Source organism: Streptomyces sp. ISL-100, from assembly GCF_018614615.1.
In the GTDB taxonomy this organism is placed as follows: domain Bacteria; phylum Actinomycetota; class Actinomycetes; order Streptomycetales; family Streptomycetaceae; genus Streptomyces.
The window spans coordinates 55,094-72,020 of the sequence record NZ_JAGGOK010000053.1; the positions used below are offsets into that span (position 1 = coordinate 55,094).

General features: G+C 70.1%; 11 protein-coding genes and 1 pseudogene. 5 read left to right on the forward strand and 7 right to left on the reverse strand.

The window, feature by feature from the left end:
- Nucleotides 1-66: 66 nt before the first annotated feature.
- The 3 genes from J7E89_RS23675 to J7E89_RS23685 all read right to left on the reverse strand — a co-directional run bounded on the left by J7E89_RS23675 (nt 67) and on the right by J7E89_RS23685 (nt 3,694).
- Complete coding sequence (locus J7E89_RS23675; RefSeq protein ID WP_214976398.1) at nt 67-1,311, reverse strand: SAV2148 family HEPN domain-containing protein; 1,245 nt, start codon at nt 1,309-1,311, stop codon at nt 67-69.
- A 109-nt stretch (nt 1,312-1,420) separates the two neighbouring features.
- Nucleotides 1,421-2,743, reverse strand: a complete 1,323-nt coding sequence (locus J7E89_RS23680; protein ID WP_214976399.1) for a copper amine oxidase — start codon at nt 2,741-2,743, stop codon at nt 1,421-1,423.
- Nucleotides 2,744-2,839: 96 nt separating this feature from the next.
- Nucleotides 2,840-3,694: a Tat pathway signal sequence domain protein gene (locus J7E89_RS23685; protein ID WP_214976400.1), complete on the reverse strand. Its 855-nt coding sequence runs from the start codon at nt 3,692-3,694 to the stop codon at nt 2,840-2,842.
- Nucleotides 3,695-3,881: 187 nt separating this feature from the next.
- Here J7E89_RS23685 and glgX point away from each other — a divergent pair, with 187 nt between their 5' ends.
- Nucleotides 3,882-5,999: a glycogen debranching protein GlgX gene (glgX, locus tag J7E89_RS23690; RefSeq protein WP_214976401.1), complete on the forward strand. Its 2,118-nt coding sequence runs from the start codon at nt 3,882-3,884 to the stop codon at nt 5,997-5,999.
- Here glgX and J7E89_RS23695 read toward each other — a convergent pair.
- Nucleotides 5,953-7,172: pseudogene (locus J7E89_RS23695) on the reverse strand (MFS transporter). The gene glgX and the pseudogene J7E89_RS23695 sit on opposite strands and share 47 nt — an antisense overlap.
- 81 nt (nt 7,173-7,253) lie before the next feature.
- Here J7E89_RS23695 and treY point away from each other — a divergent pair.
- Nucleotides 7,254-9,611 carry a malto-oligosyltrehalose synthase gene (gene treY / locus J7E89_RS23700; protein WP_214976402.1) on the forward strand — a complete coding sequence of 786 codons (2,358 nt, stop codon included), beginning with the start codon at nt 7,254-7,256 and terminating at the stop codon, nt 9,609-9,611.
- A gap of 92 nt (nt 9,612-9,703) precedes the next feature.
- Here the strand turns inward: treY and J7E89_RS23705 are convergent, their stop codons facing one another.
- Complete coding sequence (locus J7E89_RS23705) at nt 9,704-10,642, reverse strand: LysR family transcriptional regulator (protein WP_214976403.1); 939 nt, start codon at nt 10,640-10,642, stop codon at nt 9,704-9,706.
- Between the two features lie 88 nt (nt 10,643-10,730).
- On the opposite strand from J7E89_RS23705, the gene lpdA reads away from it, so the two are divergent.
- Nucleotides 10,731-12,149: a dihydrolipoyl dehydrogenase gene (gene lpdA, locus J7E89_RS23710; RefSeq protein ID WP_214976404.1), complete on the forward strand. Its 1,419-nt coding sequence runs from the start codon at nt 10,731-10,733 to the stop codon at nt 12,147-12,149.
- Nucleotides 12,150-12,183: 34 nt separating this feature from the next.
- Here the strand turns inward: lpdA and J7E89_RS23715 are convergent, their stop codons facing one another.
- Nucleotides 12,184-12,993 (reverse strand): MMPL family transporter, encoded by an 810-nt coding sequence (locus tag J7E89_RS23715; protein WP_214976405.1) that lies wholly within the window; start codon nt 12,991-12,993, stop codon nt 12,184-12,186.
- A 317-nt stretch (nt 12,994-13,310) separates the two neighbouring features.
- Entirely contained in the window at nt 13,311-13,859 is a 549-nt protein-coding gene (locus tag J7E89_RS23720; protein WP_214976406.1) for a DUF1707 and FHA domain-containing protein, read from the reverse strand.
- A 156-nt stretch (nt 13,860-14,015) separates the two neighbouring features.
- Here J7E89_RS23720 and J7E89_RS23725 point away from each other — a divergent pair, with 156 nt between their 5' ends.
- Complete coding sequence (locus J7E89_RS23725) at nt 14,016-14,978, forward strand: GNAT family N-acetyltransferase (protein ID WP_251060979.1); 963 nt, start codon at nt 14,016-14,018, stop codon at nt 14,976-14,978.
- A 70-nt stretch (nt 14,979-15,048) separates the two neighbouring features.
- Entirely contained in the window at nt 15,049-16,806 is a 1,758-nt protein-coding gene (gene treZ / locus J7E89_RS23730; protein WP_214976407.1) for a malto-oligosyltrehalose trehalohydrolase, read from the forward strand.
- Nucleotides 16,807-16,927: the final 121 nt, after the last annotated feature.

Sequence of the window (16,927 nt, forward strand, 5' to 3'; positions counted from 1 at the left end):
CTCCCCGGTGGAAAACCACCCTCGCACGCGCCACTGACAACGCCGTCAGGAGACCGCCAGAAGCCGTCAGGAGACCGGCCGGGAGTCCGCCCACACGGCTTCGAACTCCTCCCGATAAGTATCGAAAAGACCGTGTTCGGCTTCTTGGCCGCCTTGTCCGTGCCGGACCACGCCGCGCCTGCCGCCCCGCAGCACCAGCACCGGCGCCTCCATACCGCGCGCCTTGCGCAGATACGTCTGGATGACGGCGAGCCCGTCCGAGCCGTCCCCGTCCACGAGGTACGCCGTGAAGCGCGGCGTCTCGTCGAACACCTGGATCTGGAACGCCCCCGGGTCACGGAGCTTGGAGCGCACCCGCCGCATATGGAGGATGTTCATCTCCACCGACCGGCTCAATTCACCCTTTTTCAGCCCGAGTTCGCGCTCGCGTCGTTTGACGGCACTGCTCGCCGGGTTCAGGAAGAGCAGGCGTATCCGGCAGCCGGACTCGGCCAGCCGCACCAGCCGTCTGCCGGAGAAGTTCTGGACGAGGAGGTTCAGGCCTATGCCGATCGCGTCGAGCCGCCGCGCGCCGCCGAAGAGGTCCTCGGCGGGCAGCTGGCGCTGGAGTCGCACCCGGTCCGGGTGGACGCTGACGACATCGGCGTACCGGTCCCCCACCAGATCCTCGACCGCGTCCACCTTGAGCCGGTCCGACGACGACACGCCGGTACCGCTGCCCAGGATTTCGAGCAGCCGCGCGGACGCCCGTTCCGCCTGGGCCAGAACGGCCTCGGACAGCGCCCGGTTGCGCGAGACGACGTTACGGGTGACCTCCAGCTCGTCCAGGGCCAGCTCGACGTCGCGCCGGTCGTCGAAGTACGGCTCGAAGCACGGCCAGTGCTGCACCATGAGCTCGCGCAGCTGAGGCAGCGTGAGGAAGCTGATGACGTTGTCGTCGGCCGGGTCGAGCAGGTAGCCCTTCCTGCGGGACACCTCCCGTACCGCGACAGCGCGCTGCACCCACTCCTGGCCCGCGGGCCCGGCGGCCGCGACCACCCAGTCGTCCTCGCCGTGCACCGGCTCGTAGATGGGCCGGAGCACCCCGGCGACGACGGCGCGCAGCCGCTGCTCCACGAGGTTCAGCCAGATGTAGGCCCGACCGGCCCGCTGGGCGCGCGTACGCACCTCGCTCCAGGCGTCCGCGCCCCAGTCCAGCTCCGCTCCGATCTCCATCGGCCGCGCAAGCGAGACCGCTCCGGGCGGGACGCCTGCGGAACCCCCCTCGTGACCTGCGTCACCGGGGGGCAGTTCCAGCCCTCCCGAGCTCACCCACGCACCGCCTTCAGCTCCTGGAAGCCCCGTCTTCAACGATCAAGGAAGGGTACTCCGGGAGCGGGAGGCGGTGCAGCCGGATCCGCAGGCTCCTTTCCCAACTCCCCTACCGGTAATGCCCGTTCTGTCCTGCGAGATCAGCCGGAGTGAGCGGATTCATAGCGGTTACGTCCCTGGGCGCGAGCTGGAAACCCTGCCAGTGGACCGGCATGGGCTGCTGGTCCTCGTCCCGGGCGATGTGGTGGAACCCGATATTGACCCACGTGACCGGGTTCTTGAGGGCTTCGCCGTTCACCCACTTGTCGACGCTGTCCGGCGCGTTCTCGCTGCCGCAGTCGCGGATGTTGTTGCTCGCGAACTGTTCACACTTGCGGTAGTTCGTGAAGTACACGTCGTGCTTGGTGAAGCTGCGCCCGGGGTGCTTGTTGGTGCTGCCGGGCACGATCTCGTACGAGCGCGCGTGCCCGTCCTTGTTCTTGCCGGTCGCGCTGACGACCCGCCACCACCGCATGCTTTTGGCGTCGCCCGCGAGTTCCTTGGCAATGGGGGTACGAGTCGTCTTGGTGGTGGGCATTCCATCGCCCCGCGGCGGGGTCACCTTCGAGTCGTACTGCTCGATCCGGTTCTTCGAGTTGCCGTCGAGACCGAAGTTGAGCCGCCAGAAGACGTTGTGGCTGTGGCTGGTGGCGTAGTCCCGCGCGCCCTTGCCTATCGGCCAGCCACGGCCGTCGGTGGCGTCGTAGTCGTCCGGTGCGAGACTGCCGGTCGCGCCGACGTTGGCGGATATGGTGCCGTCGGACGAGAACCGCCACTCGGTGATGTACTCGTACCAGGACACCTTGTTGACGGTGTAGACGAGCAGGTCCTTGCCCTGGGCCTGCCAGACCTTGGTGCCTTCGTCATTGGCGAGGCGGTACGCGTGCCCGCGCGCACGCGTGGTCGTGCAGATGCCCTTGACGTTGCCCGCGCCCTGGACCCGGACGGTCTTGATGGTGCCGCCGGGGCATTCGGCCGGCTTCAGGTCCTGGAGTTCCGCGCCGAAGTCCTGGCCGGTGAGGTCGTCGAACTCCGCCTGGCCGTTGTCGTACGGCACGTGCACCTGTGCGAGCTTGGCGCTCGTCAGGACGCGGATCGGTTTGGGTTCGCCCTTGGGCTGGTACGACACCTTTTCCAGGACGAGGCCGGCGTCGCTGTCGTAATTCCAGCACATGCGCCAGGTGGTGCCGCCGTCGAGCTTCTGCTCGATGCGGTACGCCGCGCTGCAGTCGGCCGGGGGCGGGGCGGGTGCCGCGGGTGCGGCCCCGGGTGCCGCCTTGGGTGCCGCGGTGGCCGCGGAACCGCCCGCGGCGGCGAGGCTGCCCATCAGGGCGGCGACCGCGAGGGTTGCCGCGGCCCGCTTGCGGGCACCAGAAGCTCTGTTGAGGTGCATGAGGATGAACTCCCTCGTACGGAAGTGCCGAAAGTGCCTGAAGGCCGGAAGGGACTGAAGAGGATGAGACGGGCGTCGAGAGGGCCGGGAGGGTGGTCAGCCGATGCGGCCGACGGTCCTCGCGCTCAGGTCGACGACGAGATCGCGGGCGTCGATCCACGGCCCGTTCTTGACCTTGGGCGTGACGCGGACGCACCGGTGCACCCCGCACTCTGCGAGCGCCGGCGGCACCGTCTTCTCGCGGTCCACCCGGTAGATCCCGCCGCTCACCCGCAGCTGGTCCACCGAGGTGAGCGGCTTGCCCATGGCGTCCTGATAGTCCTTCTTCAGGCCCTCGCCGAGCGGGCTCGCCATGATCAGCTCCGCGGCCTCACGGCTCTCCTGGCGGGTGGGCGACGGCTGTACGCCCTTGACCGCACTGGACCGCTCGACCTTGCCGTTGGCGAGGTTGACGGTCCTCGTCACCAGCTCGTCGCTCTTGTAGTCGTAGTACGAGACCTCCGCGCGGCGCGGCGGCGCGGCGTCGTCGACCTCGGACGGCTCCATCTCGCTCAGGTTCGTGCCGAGGTGCTGCGGCCCCCGGTCCCCCTCGACGTCCCTGCCGCCGGCGAACTGCGAGGGCGTCAGCGCGAGCTTCTCCACCCGCTCCAGCTCGGCGTCCGTCAGGGGGTCCCTGCCGACGCCCTGCTCGTCCACGGCCGGGGCGCCCTCGACCACCCCGGGCTCGGGCGCCTGTCCCGCCGCCGTGCTCGCACTGTCCCGGTTCCCCTGGGCGCTCCGCTCACCCTGGGCGGACCCGGCGACGGCCGCGTTCCCCGAACGTCCGCCCCGCGTGTCGTCGGCTCCTGCCGGATCCGGCAGGGTCACCCCGATCATCACCGCGGTTCCGGTCACCGCTATCGCGGCCCCCGCCAGCACCTTCCCCAGATGCCGGCGCACTGTGCTGTTCACAATGCCCCCCTACTCGTCCCGGAGCCCCCCGTCGCCCCGCGCGTCACACGCGACAGCAACTGGCATACCGGGTATGCGTGGTCACCCGGTAGGACGGCTCGAAGTCCTAGGAGGTTGCCCCACTTTCGGGGAAGATCTGTGCGAAGTGCCCCGCAGAACCCGGATCAGAAGTGGAAGAGTCGATCGCATGCAGGTCTGGCCGGGAGAGGCTTACCCACTCGGCGCCACGTACGACGGCGCCGGGACAAATTTCGCTGTCTATTCGGAGGCCGCCGACCGGATCGAGTTGTGCCTGTTGCACGACGACGGTTCGGAGACGGCGGTAGAACTGCGCGAGACCGACGCGTTCGTACGCCATGCCTTTCTGCCCGGCATCATGCCGGGCCAGCGCTACGGCTACCGGGTCCACGGCCCGTACGCCCCCGCGCAGGGCAAGCGGTGCAACTCCGCCAAGCTGCTGCTGGACCCGTACGCGCGGGCCATCAGCGGGAAGATCGACTGGGGCGAGGCGGTGTACGGCTACCACTTCGGGAAGCCGGACTCCCGCAACGACCTGGACTCGGCGCCGCACATGATGGCGTCCGTGGTGGTCAATCCGTACTTCGACTGGGGTGACGACCGCCCGCCGCGCACGGACTATCACCGCACGATCCTCTACGAGGCCCATGTGAAGGGCCTCACGATGATGCACCCGGACCTCCCCGACGAGCTGCGGGGTACGTACGCGGCGCTGGCGCATCCGTCGATCATTTCCCACCTGACGGAACTGGGCGTGACGGCGCTCGAGTTGATGCCGGTGCACCAGTTCGTCAATGATCACCGGCTGGCCGACTCGAACCTGAGCAACTACTGGGGTTACAACACCATCGGTTTCTTCGCCCCGCACAACGCCTACGCGTCCTGGGGCGACCGCGGCCAGCAGGTCCTGGAGTTCAAGACCGCCGTACGGGCGCTGCACCGGGCGGGCATCGAGGTCATCCTCGACGTCGTCTACAACCACACGGCGGAGGGCAACCATCTGGGCCCCACGCTCTCCTTCCGCGGCCTGGACAACGCCTCGTACTACCGTCTCGCCGACGATCCCCGGTACTACATGGATACGACGGGGACCGGGAACTCCCTCCTCATGCGCTCGCCGCACGTACTTCAGCTGATCATGGATTCGCTGCGGTACTGGGTGACGGAGATGCACGTCGACGGCTTCCGCTTCGATCTGGCGGCGACGCTGGCCAGGCAGTTCCACGAGGTGGACCGGCTTTCGTCCTTCTTCGACCTGGTGCAGCAGGACCCGGTGGTCAGCCAGGTGAAGCTGATCGCCGAGCCGTGGGACGTGGGCGAGGGCGGTTATCAGGTGGGGAACTTCCCGCCGCTGTGGACCGAGTGGAACGGCAAGTACCGGGACACCGTGCGAGACCTGTGGCGGGGTGAGCCGAGGACGATCGCGGAGTTCGCGGGGCGGCTCACGGGCTCGTCCGACCTATACCAGGACGACGGGCGCAGGCCGCTGGCGTCCATCAACTTCACCACCTGCCACGACGGTTTCACTCTGGCCGACCTGGTCTCGTACAACGACAAGCACAATGAGGCCAACGGTGAGGGCAACCGGGACGGCGAGAGCCACAACCGGTCGTGGAACTGCGGGGCGGAGGGGGAAACGGACGATCCGGCGATCCTGGAGCTGCGCGCCCGTCAGATGCGCAACTTCATCGCGACCCTGATGCTGTCGCAGGGCGTGCCGATGCTGTCGCACGGGGACGAGTTCGCGCGGACGCAGGCCGGCAACAACAACGCGTACTGCCAGGACAACGAGCTGTCCTGGGTGCACTGGCCGGACAAGGACGACGAGGAGGGCTCGCTCCATACCTTCACGCGCTCGATGGTGTGGCTGCGGCGGGACCATCCGGTCTTCCGGCGCAGGCGCTTCTTCCACGGGCGTCCGGTGGAGGGCACGCACGACGACCTGTCGGACATCGCGTGGTTCACACCGGACGGCAAGGAGATGGCCCAGCGGGACTGGCAGGCGGCGCACGCGAAGGCGCTGACGGTCTTCCTGAACGGTCACGCGATTTCGGAGCCGGGGCCGCGCGGTGAGCGGATCTCGGACGACTCCTTCCTGCTGATGTTCAACGCGAGTGCGAAGGATCTCGATTTCACGGTGCCGATCAACCACGGGAAGCAGTGGCAGGTCGTGGTCGACACGGCGCGGGCCGAAGGGGTGCCACCGGGGAGCGGTCCGAAGGTGGGAGCGGGCGAGTTGGTCACGCTGATCGGACGGAGCCTGGTGGTGTTGCAGCGGCCGGCCTAGGGTCCGGCGTTCGGGGGGCGGGGCGGGTGGTCCACGCCAGTACGGTGCAGAGCGTGGCCGCCACTATCGCGACGGCGAACGCCGCGGGCGCCCCGCTGCCCTCCGCCAGGCGGCCCGACAGGGCCAGGGCCAGGGCCTGGCCGCCGACGATGCCGCTTGTCAGGAAGGCCATCGACTCGGCCAGTCTGTTCTCGGGAACGATCCGTTCGGTGAGGCCGAAGATGGTGATCAGGTGGGGGCGTACGCGACTCCCAGGACCACGACGACGGCGTACAGCGCCCACAGGGACCGTACGAACAGCAGCGGGACGGACAGCACGACCAGGGCTGCCGTCGCGGCGCGCCAGCGGGCCGTCAGGGTGATCCTGGCGGGCACCGCCGCCATGGCGAGTCCGGCGGCCGCGCTCATGACGCCCATGGCCGCGTAGACGAGCCCGGCCTGCTCCGGCTGCCCGAGCCGTCCCGTGAGCGCCGTGATGCCCGCCTGGGACGCGCCGAACATGGCTCCCTGGAGGACCATCGCGGTGCGCAGCGCGTACACCGCGCCGGGCAGGCTCGTACGTACGGAAGATGCCTGCCGGGACGCGGGGCGTACGCGGGACGCCGTCGGATGCAGTGCGAACCAGGTGCCGCAGACGGCGAGTAGACCCGCTGCCACGAGGAGGGCGGCCGCCGGGTGCGCGAGGGCCGCCGCTAGGCCGACGAGGGCGGGGCCGAGGACGAAGGACACCTCGTCGAGCGTTCCCTCGAACGACAGGACGGCTCCGACGATCCGTTCGTCGGCGCCGTTCCTGCGGGCGATCGCGACCGATCTCGTACGCGCCATCGGACCGACCTGGGGAACGCTCGCTCCCGCGAGCGCGCCGATGAGCGCGAGCGGGAGCGTTCCGGCGTGGTCGAGGGCGGCGAACACGAGCGCCGCGACGGCGACCGCGTTGACGAGGGCGGCGACCAGGACGACGGTGCGCTGTCCGTGACGGTCCGCCACCCGGCCGAGGAGCGGCCCGCCGGCCGTCTGTCCTGCCGTGGCGAGGCTGCCGCTGGTCTCGGCGACCAGCAGCAGGCTGCCGAGCTGGCACATCGCGGTCGGCAGCCTGCCGAGGAACGACACGACCGGGAGCACGGGCCCGGTGAGGGCGATGACCTTGCCATAGGTGCGAAAGGTTCCCGGCATCAGGTGAACGTAATACCGGGTCATCACACGTACGCATGGGCTGATGACACAGAAGCGCCCAATCCGGGTACGTACGTTCGCATGACGCCCACCGCCACCTATCGGCTGCAGCTCCGCTCCGACTTCCCCTTCTCGGCCGCCGAGGAAGCGGTGCCCTATCTGGCCGCGCTCGGGGTCTCTCATCTGCATCTGTCACCCGTGCTCGAAGCCGTGCCCGGCTCCCAGCACGGATACGACGTCGTCGACCACGCGCGCGTGCGAGCCGAACTCGGCGGCGAGGAGGGACTGCGCGCGCTCTCCCGTACGGCCCACGCGCACGGCCTCGGCCTGATCCTGGACATCGTGCCGAACCATATGGCCGTACCGGCGCCCGAGAGCCTGAACCGACCGCTGTGGGAGGTGCTGAGAGAGGGTCCCGGTTCGCCGTACGCCCGGTGGTTCGACATCGACTGGGAGGCGGCCGGCGGCAAGATCCTCCTGCCCGTACTGGCGCACCGGATCGGTGACGAGCTGGAGGGACTCACGGTCGACGGCGAGACCCTGCGCTACTACGACCACGTGTTCCCGCTGCGTGCGGGCACGGCGCGGCTGCCACTGCCCGAGCTGCTGGACGCCCAGTGGTACCGGCTCACGTGGTGGCGGCTGGCGCGGACCGAGCTGAACTACCGGCGCTTCTTCACGATTTCGGAGCTGATCGGAGTCCGGGTGGAGGATCCTGAAGTCTTCGCCGCCTCGCACGCGAAGATTCTGGAGCTGATGGAGGACGGGGTGGTGGAGGGACTGCGGATCGACCATCCGGACGGGCTCGCCGATCCGGAGGCGTACCTGCGGCGCCTCGGTGCGGCGGTCGGGGGCCGCTGGACGGTCGTGGAGAAGATCCTGACCGGCGGGGAGCGGCTGCCCGCCGAATGGCCGGTCGCGGGTACGACGGGGTACGACGCGCTGTACCGCATCGACGGTCTGTTCACCGATCCGGACGGTGTCGGGGAACTGACCGCTCATTACCGCGACTTCGCGGGCCCTTCAGGGGATCGCGGCGGTTACTGGGAAGCGACAGTACGACGATCGGCGTACAAGGTGCTCACGCACGAGCTGGCCGCCGAGACCCGTTACCTCGTCCGTACGGCCGAACGGATCTGTGCGGCTGATCCCGCGTTGCGCGACTTCGCGCCGTGGGCGCTGCGGACAGCCGTACGGGAACTGCTGGTGCGCGTTCCCGTGTACCGCCCGTACGTGACGGCGGGCGGGCCCTGTCCCGAGAGCGCCGAGGCCGCCGTGCCGGTGGAAGCGGTGCGGCAGGCGAAGGCGGCGTTCGCGGTGCCGGCGGAGGCGGCGGTCGTCGACCTGGTGCGCGATCTGGCGCTGGGGAGGCTGGGCGGGGGGCCGGACCGTGCGGCTTTCTGTGCGCGGTTCGCGCAGACAGCTTCGGCGCTGCGCGCCAAGTCGGTGGAGGACACGGCCTTCTACCGGTACACGCCGCTGATCTCGGCGAACGAGGTGGGCGGCGACCCCGGAGCGCCGAGTTCGGCCCCGGCGGACTTCCACGCGTTCTGCGCGCGGCTGGCACGCGACTGGCCGGCCACCGGCACCGTGCTGTCCACGCACGACACGAAGCGCAGCGCGGACGTGCGCGCGCGGATCGCGGTGCTGTCCGAGTGCCCGCAGCGCTGGGCCCGACTGCTCGCGGGGCTGGCCCCGGTCCCCGCCCCCGACGCTCACCTCGCGTGGACGGCCTGGCAGACCGCGCTCGGCTTCGGGGAGCCCGACGGGGAGCGGCTGACGGCCGCGCTGCTGAAGTCCGTACGGGAGGCGGGGCTGCACACCAGCTGGACCGAGCAGGACACGGTGTACGAGCAGGCGGTGGCCGACTTCGTGGCGGCGGGTCCCGCGGGGCCGCCGTTCGAGACGGTGGCGAAGTTCGCGCGGGATCTGGGTCCGTACGTACGGGCCAATGTGCTCGGGGCCGCACTGCTGCACCTGATGATGCCGGGGGTGCCGGATCTCTACCAGGGCACGGAACGGGAGTTCCGCGCGCTGGTGGACCCGGACAACCGGCGTCCCGTCGACTTCACGCCGCCCACCGCGGGCGACGAGGGCCTGTCGGCGCAGAAGTACGCCGTCACGGTGGCGGCGCTGGGGCTGCGTCAGGAGCGCCCCGATGCCTTCGACGAGTCGGGCACGTACACGCCGCTCACGGTGCTCGGCCCGGCGGCCGACCACTGCGTGGCGTTCTGCCGCTCCGGGGAGGCGGTGACGGCCGTCACGCGCTTGTCGCTGCGACTGGCGGAGACGGGCGGCTGGCGGGACACGGAGCTGCTGCTGCCGGAGGGGGTGTGGGGGGATGTGCTGGCGCCGGGACGGGCGTTCTCGGGTTCGGTGCGGCTGGCAGAGCTGTTCGCGGAACGCCCGGTGTCGCTCCTGGCGCGGGAAGGGGCGTAACGGCGTCTCCTGCGGAGCATTTCCCGTCCCTGCCCCTTCCCGCTGTGTCACAGCGGGAAGGGGCAGGGACGGGAAAGAAAGAGCCCTCACCGTCACCGCGTCGGGGTGCAGTCCTCGTACGCCCGTACGCGGGAATCCGAGGGCTTCCCGTACGGCCACGCATCGCCCAGCAGACCGGCGAACGCCGCCGCCGCGCCCGTCAGCTCGACGCGGGAGAAGACGGTCAGGACGCGCCGCCAGGGCGGGTCCACCGGCAGCACCACACAGTCCTCCCCCACCGCCCCCCGCACGACGTGCGACGGCGCGGTGGCCACCCCCACCCCCGCCGCCGCCATCCGCACCGCCGTCGAGGTGTGCTCGGTACGGACCGCCGTGCGCGGCACGAAACCCTCCTTGGCGCAGGCCCAGTCGAGGAACTGCTGTCCGTCGATCACCGCCTCCATCGCGCACCGCACCCACGTACGGTCGGCCAGCTCCGACAGGCGTACCGACGTACGACCGGCCAGAGGGTCGTCGAAGGCCACGACCAGGACAATTTCCTCCTCCCCGACCGGCACCACCGGGCCCTGCCACGAGCGCGGCGGGGCCGGCCCGACCGCCAGGTCGGCCACCCCCCGTTCCAGTTGCTCCTCCAGTGCCTCGGTCGTCGCGTACTCGTGCAGGACCAGGGCCACGCCAGGGTGTTCGCGACGCCAGCGGGCGAAGACGTCGGGCAGGATGCCGACGGCCACGGAGTGGACGGTGGCGATGTGCAGCTCGCCGCCCTCCGCCCCGGCAGCGGCCCTGGCGGCGCGCTGGGCCTGGACGGCGCTGCGCACGGCGAGTTCGGCGTGCGGCAGGAAGGCGCGGCCCATCACCGTCAGCCGTACGCCGCGCGGCATGCGTTCCAGCAGCGCGCCGCCGACGGACTTCTCCAGGGCCTTGATCTGGTGCGAGAGGGCAGGCTGCGTGACGTGCAGGAACTCCGCCGCCCGGGTGAAGGACTCCTCCTCGACGACCGTGAGGAAATACTCCATCTGCCGCAGGCTCATCCAATCACCCCTCCCATAAAGGCTGTGCATCAAAGTCAGAGAAACATTGCCTTGGACTCATGGCAAGGAGCGGGCGGAGGGTGAGGCCATGACTGAGACTCATGAAACCGATGTGATCGTGATCGGCGGCGGCACCGGCGGTTACAGCACCGCCCTGCGCGCCGCGTCCCTCGGCCTGAAGGTCGTCCTGGTGGAGCGCGACAAGGTGGGCGGCACGTGCCTGCACCGCGGCTGCATCCCAAGCAAGGCGATGCTGCACGCCGCCGAACTCGTCGACGGCATCACGGAAGCGCGGGAGCGGTGGGGTGTGAAGGCGACACTGGAGTCGGTGGACTGGCTGGCGCTCGTGGCCACCAGGGACGACATCGTGTCCCGCAACCACAAGGGCGTCGAGGCACACCTGTCGCGCGCGGCCGTCCAAGTCGTTCACGGGAACGCCGAATTGACCGGCCCCCGGAGCGTACGGACAGAAGGTGGCGGCGGTGGCGGCAACTTCACCGCGCGCCGTGGCATCGTCCTGGCGACCGGATCCCGTCCGCGTACGCTGCCGGGCCTCGACCCGGACGGCAGCCGCGTCGTCACCAGTGACGACGCACTGTTCGCTCCCGGACTGCCGCAGTCGGTCCTGGTGCTCGGCGGTGGCGCGATCGGCGTGGAGTACGCCTCTTTCCACCGTTCCATGGGCGCCGAGGTCACCCTGGTCGAGGCCGCGGAACGGCTCGTACCGCTCGAAGACACGGACGTGTCCAGGCACTTGACGCGCGGCCTGAAGAAGCGCGGCATCGACGTGCAGGTGGGCGCGCGGCTGCTGGACGCGACCGTGCTCGAGAGCGGTGTGCGGGCGAATGTCCGCACACCGCGCGGCGAGACGCGCACGGTCGAGGCCGCGCGGCTGCTGGTCGCCGTGGGCCGCGCCCCGGTGACCGATGGGCTCGGCCTGGCGGCGGCCGGACTGACCACCGACGAGCGCGGTTTCGTCGCGCCCACCGACTGGTCCCGGCTGGAGACGGCTGTACCGGGCATTCATGTGGTCGGTGACCTCCTGCCGCCGCCCTCGCTCGGTCTGGCCCACGCCTCGTTCGCGGAGGGCCTGCTGGTGGCGGAGACGCTGGCGGGGCTCGCCTCACCGCCCGTGGACTACGCGGCGGTTCCCCGGGTCACGTACTCCTCGCCGCAGACCGCTTCGGTCGGTCTGGGCGAGGCGGAGGCACGGGACCGCGATCACGACGTCGTGGTCAACACCATGCCCCTGAGCGCTGTGGCCAAGGGCATGGTGCACGGTCAGGGCGGCGTGGTGAAGGTCGTCGCCGCGCGTGGCGGGCAGGTGCTCGGCGTGCATCTCGTGGGCCCGAACGTCTCCGAAATGATCGCCGAGAGCCAGCTGATCGTCGGCTGGGACGCCGAGCCCTCCGACGTCGCCCGCCACATCCACGCCCACCCCACGCTTTCCGAGGCCGTCGGCGAAGCCTTCCTCACCCTCGCCGGACGGGGCCTGCACCAGCAGTGACGTCCGCTCCGGCAATTCGCCACACACACTCGCCTCACCGCCGGGCCGAAGGCGGGCTCGCTGCGACCCCCGTAGCGGGGCGTGGCAGGTCGCCGGAGCCAGTAACGGCGTTTCGTGGGCGGCCCCAGCAGCGGTCGCCGAGGAGGGCCATCGCCGACGGCAGGATCAGCGCTCGCAGCACGATCGCGTCGAAGAGCACCGCCACGGTGAGTCCCACGGCGATCTGCTTCATCTCGATGCGGTCGATGAAGAGGAAGGCGACGAACACCGACACCATGATGACCGCGGCGCTTGTGACGACACTCGCCGAGCCTGTGATCCCGTCCACCACGGCCTCGCGCGTCGGTACGCCGCGCCGCACCGCCTCCTTGATCCGGCTGACCACGAAGATCTGGTAGTCGGTGGACAGGTCCACGAGGATGGCGAAGACCAGCAGCGGCGTACGCGAACCGACGAACCCGGTGGATTCGAAGCCGAGCAGCCCCTCCGCCCAGGTGCCCTGGAAGACCAGCGTCAGTACACCCCAGGAGACCATCACCGCCGCCAGGTTGAGCAGCACGCTGAGCACGGCCATCACGACGGAGCGGCACGCCGCGTACATAATGGCGAGTGTCGCCAGCGACACGAAGAGGATTACCCAGGGCAGCCGCTTCTCCTGGTGCGCGGCGTAGTCCGCGCCGTAGGCGATCTCGCCGCTGACGGCGGCCTCGGTGCCCGCCACCTTGCCGACGGTCGCCGGTATGAGCTCACCGCGCAGCAGCGCCGGGGAGCGGTCCGCCGCCGCGGAGTTCTCGGCCCAGGGGTGCGGGTGTGAGCCCGCCGTCAGCGGCGATGGACTCGGCACGGCCCGCCTCACCGATCCAGAAGTCGGAGAACTGGCCCTTGTTCGTGCCGACCGCACTGCCCGCCCCGACACACAGGACGACGAACATCAGCCACCCGACAATGGCTCGCCATGGATGCGTGGCACACCATCGCGCGATTCGGACCGTGATCGGCTGACTGCTGCCGGCCATTGTGGTTCCCTCCCCAGGACGCTTCTGCTTCTTGATCAGCGTCCCGGTCAGGGTCCCTTCCGGTCACTGGTACCAGCGGCCGGACCATTCCTGCGGTTAACCCCACCCCAGCCCTGAGGGGAGCTTCAGTTCAGCGCGCGCGGGCTCAGCGCGCCGAGAGCCGGAAGCTCATCCGTCCGAAGCTCACCTGGTCCCCGTCCCGCACCAGGACGGCTCCCGTGACGCGGCGCCCGTTGACGGACGTGCCGTTGGTCGAACCAAGGTCGCGCAGAATCCACACGCCGCCCTGGACGGACAGTTCGGCGTGCACGCGCGAGACCGTGTCGTGGCTGAGCCGCAGTCCGTTCGCGGGATCGCGCCCGATCCTCAGCGGGTACGGACCCGGCTCGGGGAACAGCAGCTTCGGCAGCCGCTCCGACTGCCACGCCCTGCGCAGCCGCACCGTGAACGCCGACGCCCGTTCCACCGCGCTGAACAGCCCGCGCGCCCAGCGGCTCTCGGTCTCCAGATCGGAGGTCAGTACGGCCAGTTCGTCGGACCGGCGGGCGACCAGGGCGAGTTCCATGCGGCGCATGAAGGTGTCGTGCGACAACTTCCCCTGGGCCGCGCCTTCTCTGAGCACCCCGAGGACACGGTCGCGCTCGGCGTCGGACAGCCGCGCGGGATACGTGGGGAACTCGAAGGAGGACGTCACAGAGCTGATTGTCGGGCCGGGCGGGCTCAAGTGTCCAGAAGAAGAGGCCATCCCGTACGACCTGACCTGCGACTTGACCTGCGCAGACGAATTCCGCACCCGGATCCGGATCATGATTGTTACTGTCTGCGGACTCACACGTCACAGGGGGACGGCTTGACCGCCATACCGCAGGACCAGGAACTGACCGTACGACCGCTCGCGGGACCGGAGGAGCTCAGCCTCTTCTGCCGGCTCGCGTACGTCCTCGACCACGAGCTCGAGGACGACCTCGCCACCGGCCGCCGCCGTCCCGAGTGGATGTGGGTGGCGCTGCGCGGCGACCGGGTACTGGCCCGCCTCTCCTGGTGGACCTCCAAGGCCGGCGAACCGCCGTGCGCTCTCGACTTCTTCGATCTGGACGACACCCTGGCGGAGCCCGAGCGCGGCGAGATCGGCCTGCGCCTTCTGGAGACGGCGTCGGCCGCCGTTCTCCCGGCCGGCGCGCCGCGTCCCGAGTACGGCCGTTTCATTCCGCCCGACTGGCACGACGACGCGGTGGCCCGTGACGTGGTCGAGGCCCGGATGAAGGTCCTGGAGAAGACCGGCGCGCGGCTGCTCGTCGAGCGCCTGCGGCTCGAATGGCGCCCCGGCACCCCGCTCCCCGAGCCCGCCGGCCGGCTGACGTTCCGTCCCGCGAACGACCGGGAGGAGCTCGTCGCGCTGATGACGCTGGTCCTGGAGGGCACGCTCGACGCGCACAGCCAGAGCGAGCTGGCGTCGGGGCTGAGCGCGCGCGAGGCCGCCGAGCTGCAGTACGAGGAGGAGTTCGCCGGCTACAAGTCACCGCGCGAGTGGTGGCGGATCGCCGAACTCCCGGGCGGCGGCGGTCCGGTCGGTTTCGTCGTACCGGCGCGCAACAACTACCACCACACCATCGCCTACATCGGTGTCGTGCCCGCCCACCGCGGCCACGGCTACATCGACGACATCCTCGCCGAGGGCACGCGTGTCCTGGCCGCCCAGGACGTGCCCCGCATCCGCGCGGCGACGGACCTCGCCAATGTTCCGATGGCCAAGGCCTTCGAGCGCGCCGGGTACGTCAATTTCGAGCGCGCGATCAATATGACCTGGAGCTGACGATTTACCGGCGGATCATGCCCCGCTGACGCACCATGGGTGGCGGCATCGTCGACGAGAGGGGCCGCCAGTGCTGTTCGAGGTGTGGGCACCGAAGGCCGAGCAGGCAGAGCTTCAGCTGGCGGGCGAAACGTACGCCATGGAGCGTGACCCGGCGCGGGACGGGTGGTGGACGGCCGACGCCGAAGCGGGTGAAGGCGCGCGTTACGGCTTCTCCCTGGACGGCGGCCGTGTCCTGCCCGACCCGCGCTCGCGCCGCCAGCCGGACGGGCCCGACGGTCTCAGCGCGGTCGTGGACCACAACGCCCATGAGTGGCGGACGGATTGGCCGGGCGGCGCTCCACTGGCGAACGCGGTCCTGTACGAGCTGCACATCGGTACGTACACCCCCGAGGGGACCTTCGACGCGGCCGCCCGGCGGCTCGGCCATCTGGCGGAGCTGGGGGTCACCCATGTCGAGCTGATGCCCGTCTGCCCGTTCCCGGGAACGCACGGCTGGGGGTACGAGGGTGTGTCCCTCTGGGCGGTGCACGAACCGTACGGCGGCCCCGAAGGGCTCAAGCGTTTCGTCGACACGGCGCACGGTCTCGGTCTCGGCGTCGTGCTCGACGTGGTCCACAACCACCTCGGTCCTTCGGGCAACTACCTTCCCCTCTTCGGCCCGTACTTCACGGACACGCACCACACGCCCTGGGGTTCGGCCGTCAACCTCGACGCTCCCGGGTCCGACGAGGTGCGCGCGTACCTGCTCGGCAGCGCGCTCTCCTGGCTGCGCGACTACCGCATCGACGGACTGCGGCTGGACGCCGTGCACGCCCTTGCCGACACGCGCGCGCTGACCTTCCTGGAAGAGCTGTCCACGGCTGTGGACACGCTCTCCGGCGAACTGGGCAGGACGCTGTTCCTGATCGCCGAGTCGGATCTGGGGGACCCCCGGACGACGGCTCCGCGCGAGTCGTGGGGCCTGGGTCTGCACGCTCAATGGAACGACGACTTCCACCACGCCCTGCACACCGCCCTCACGGGCGAGTCCCAGAGCTACTACGCCGACTTCGCGCGCGCGCCCCTTGGTGCGCTCGCCAAGACCCTCACCCAGGTGTTCTTTCACGACGGCACGTATTCGACGTTCCGGGGACGCACTCACGGACGTTCCGTGGACCGCACGAAAACGGCCGCGCACCGCTTCCTCGGTTACGCCCAGACGCACGACCAGGTCGGCAACAGGGCCCTGGGCGACCGGCTTTCCGCCGGCCTGTCCCCCGGGCTGCTCGCCTGCGCCGCCGCCCTGGTGCTCACCGGCCCGTACGTCCCCATGCTTTTCATGGGTGAGGAATGGGCGGCACACACCCCCTGGCAGTTCTTCACCGACCACACCGATCCGGAGCTCGCGCAGGCCGTAAGGGAGGGCAGGAGGCGGGAGTTCGCCGCGCACGGATGGGTGGCCGACGACATCCCCGACCCACAGGACCCGCGTACCCGGGAACGCTCCTGTCTGGACTGGTCCGAGCAGGAGAACGAGCCCCACGCGCGCGTACTGGCCTGGTACCGCGAGCTGATCGCGCTGCGCCGCGAGCGGCCCGACCTCGCCGACCCGGACCTGGCGGCGGTCAAGGTCGCGTACGACGAGGGCGCGCGTTGGCTGGCGTACCGGCGCGGTGACATCCGCGTCGCGGTGAACCTGTCGAAGGAGCCCGCCACGATCGGCCTCGGCCGCAATGGTCTGAGCCGCGTGCTGGCGGCTTGGCAGCCGGTCGACGCGCCGGTCTCCGACGGGCTGCTGCGCCTGCCGCCGGAGTCCTGTGTCGTACTGGGCCCCGCCAACGGCTGACGCCTGTCCCCGACCCGGGGCTCCGCCCCGGACCCCGCTCCTCGAACGCCGGAGGGGCCGAAAGTGGCACAGCGGGCAGGATCCAGACCGTCCGGCGTTTGAGGACACGCCCGGAGGGCGT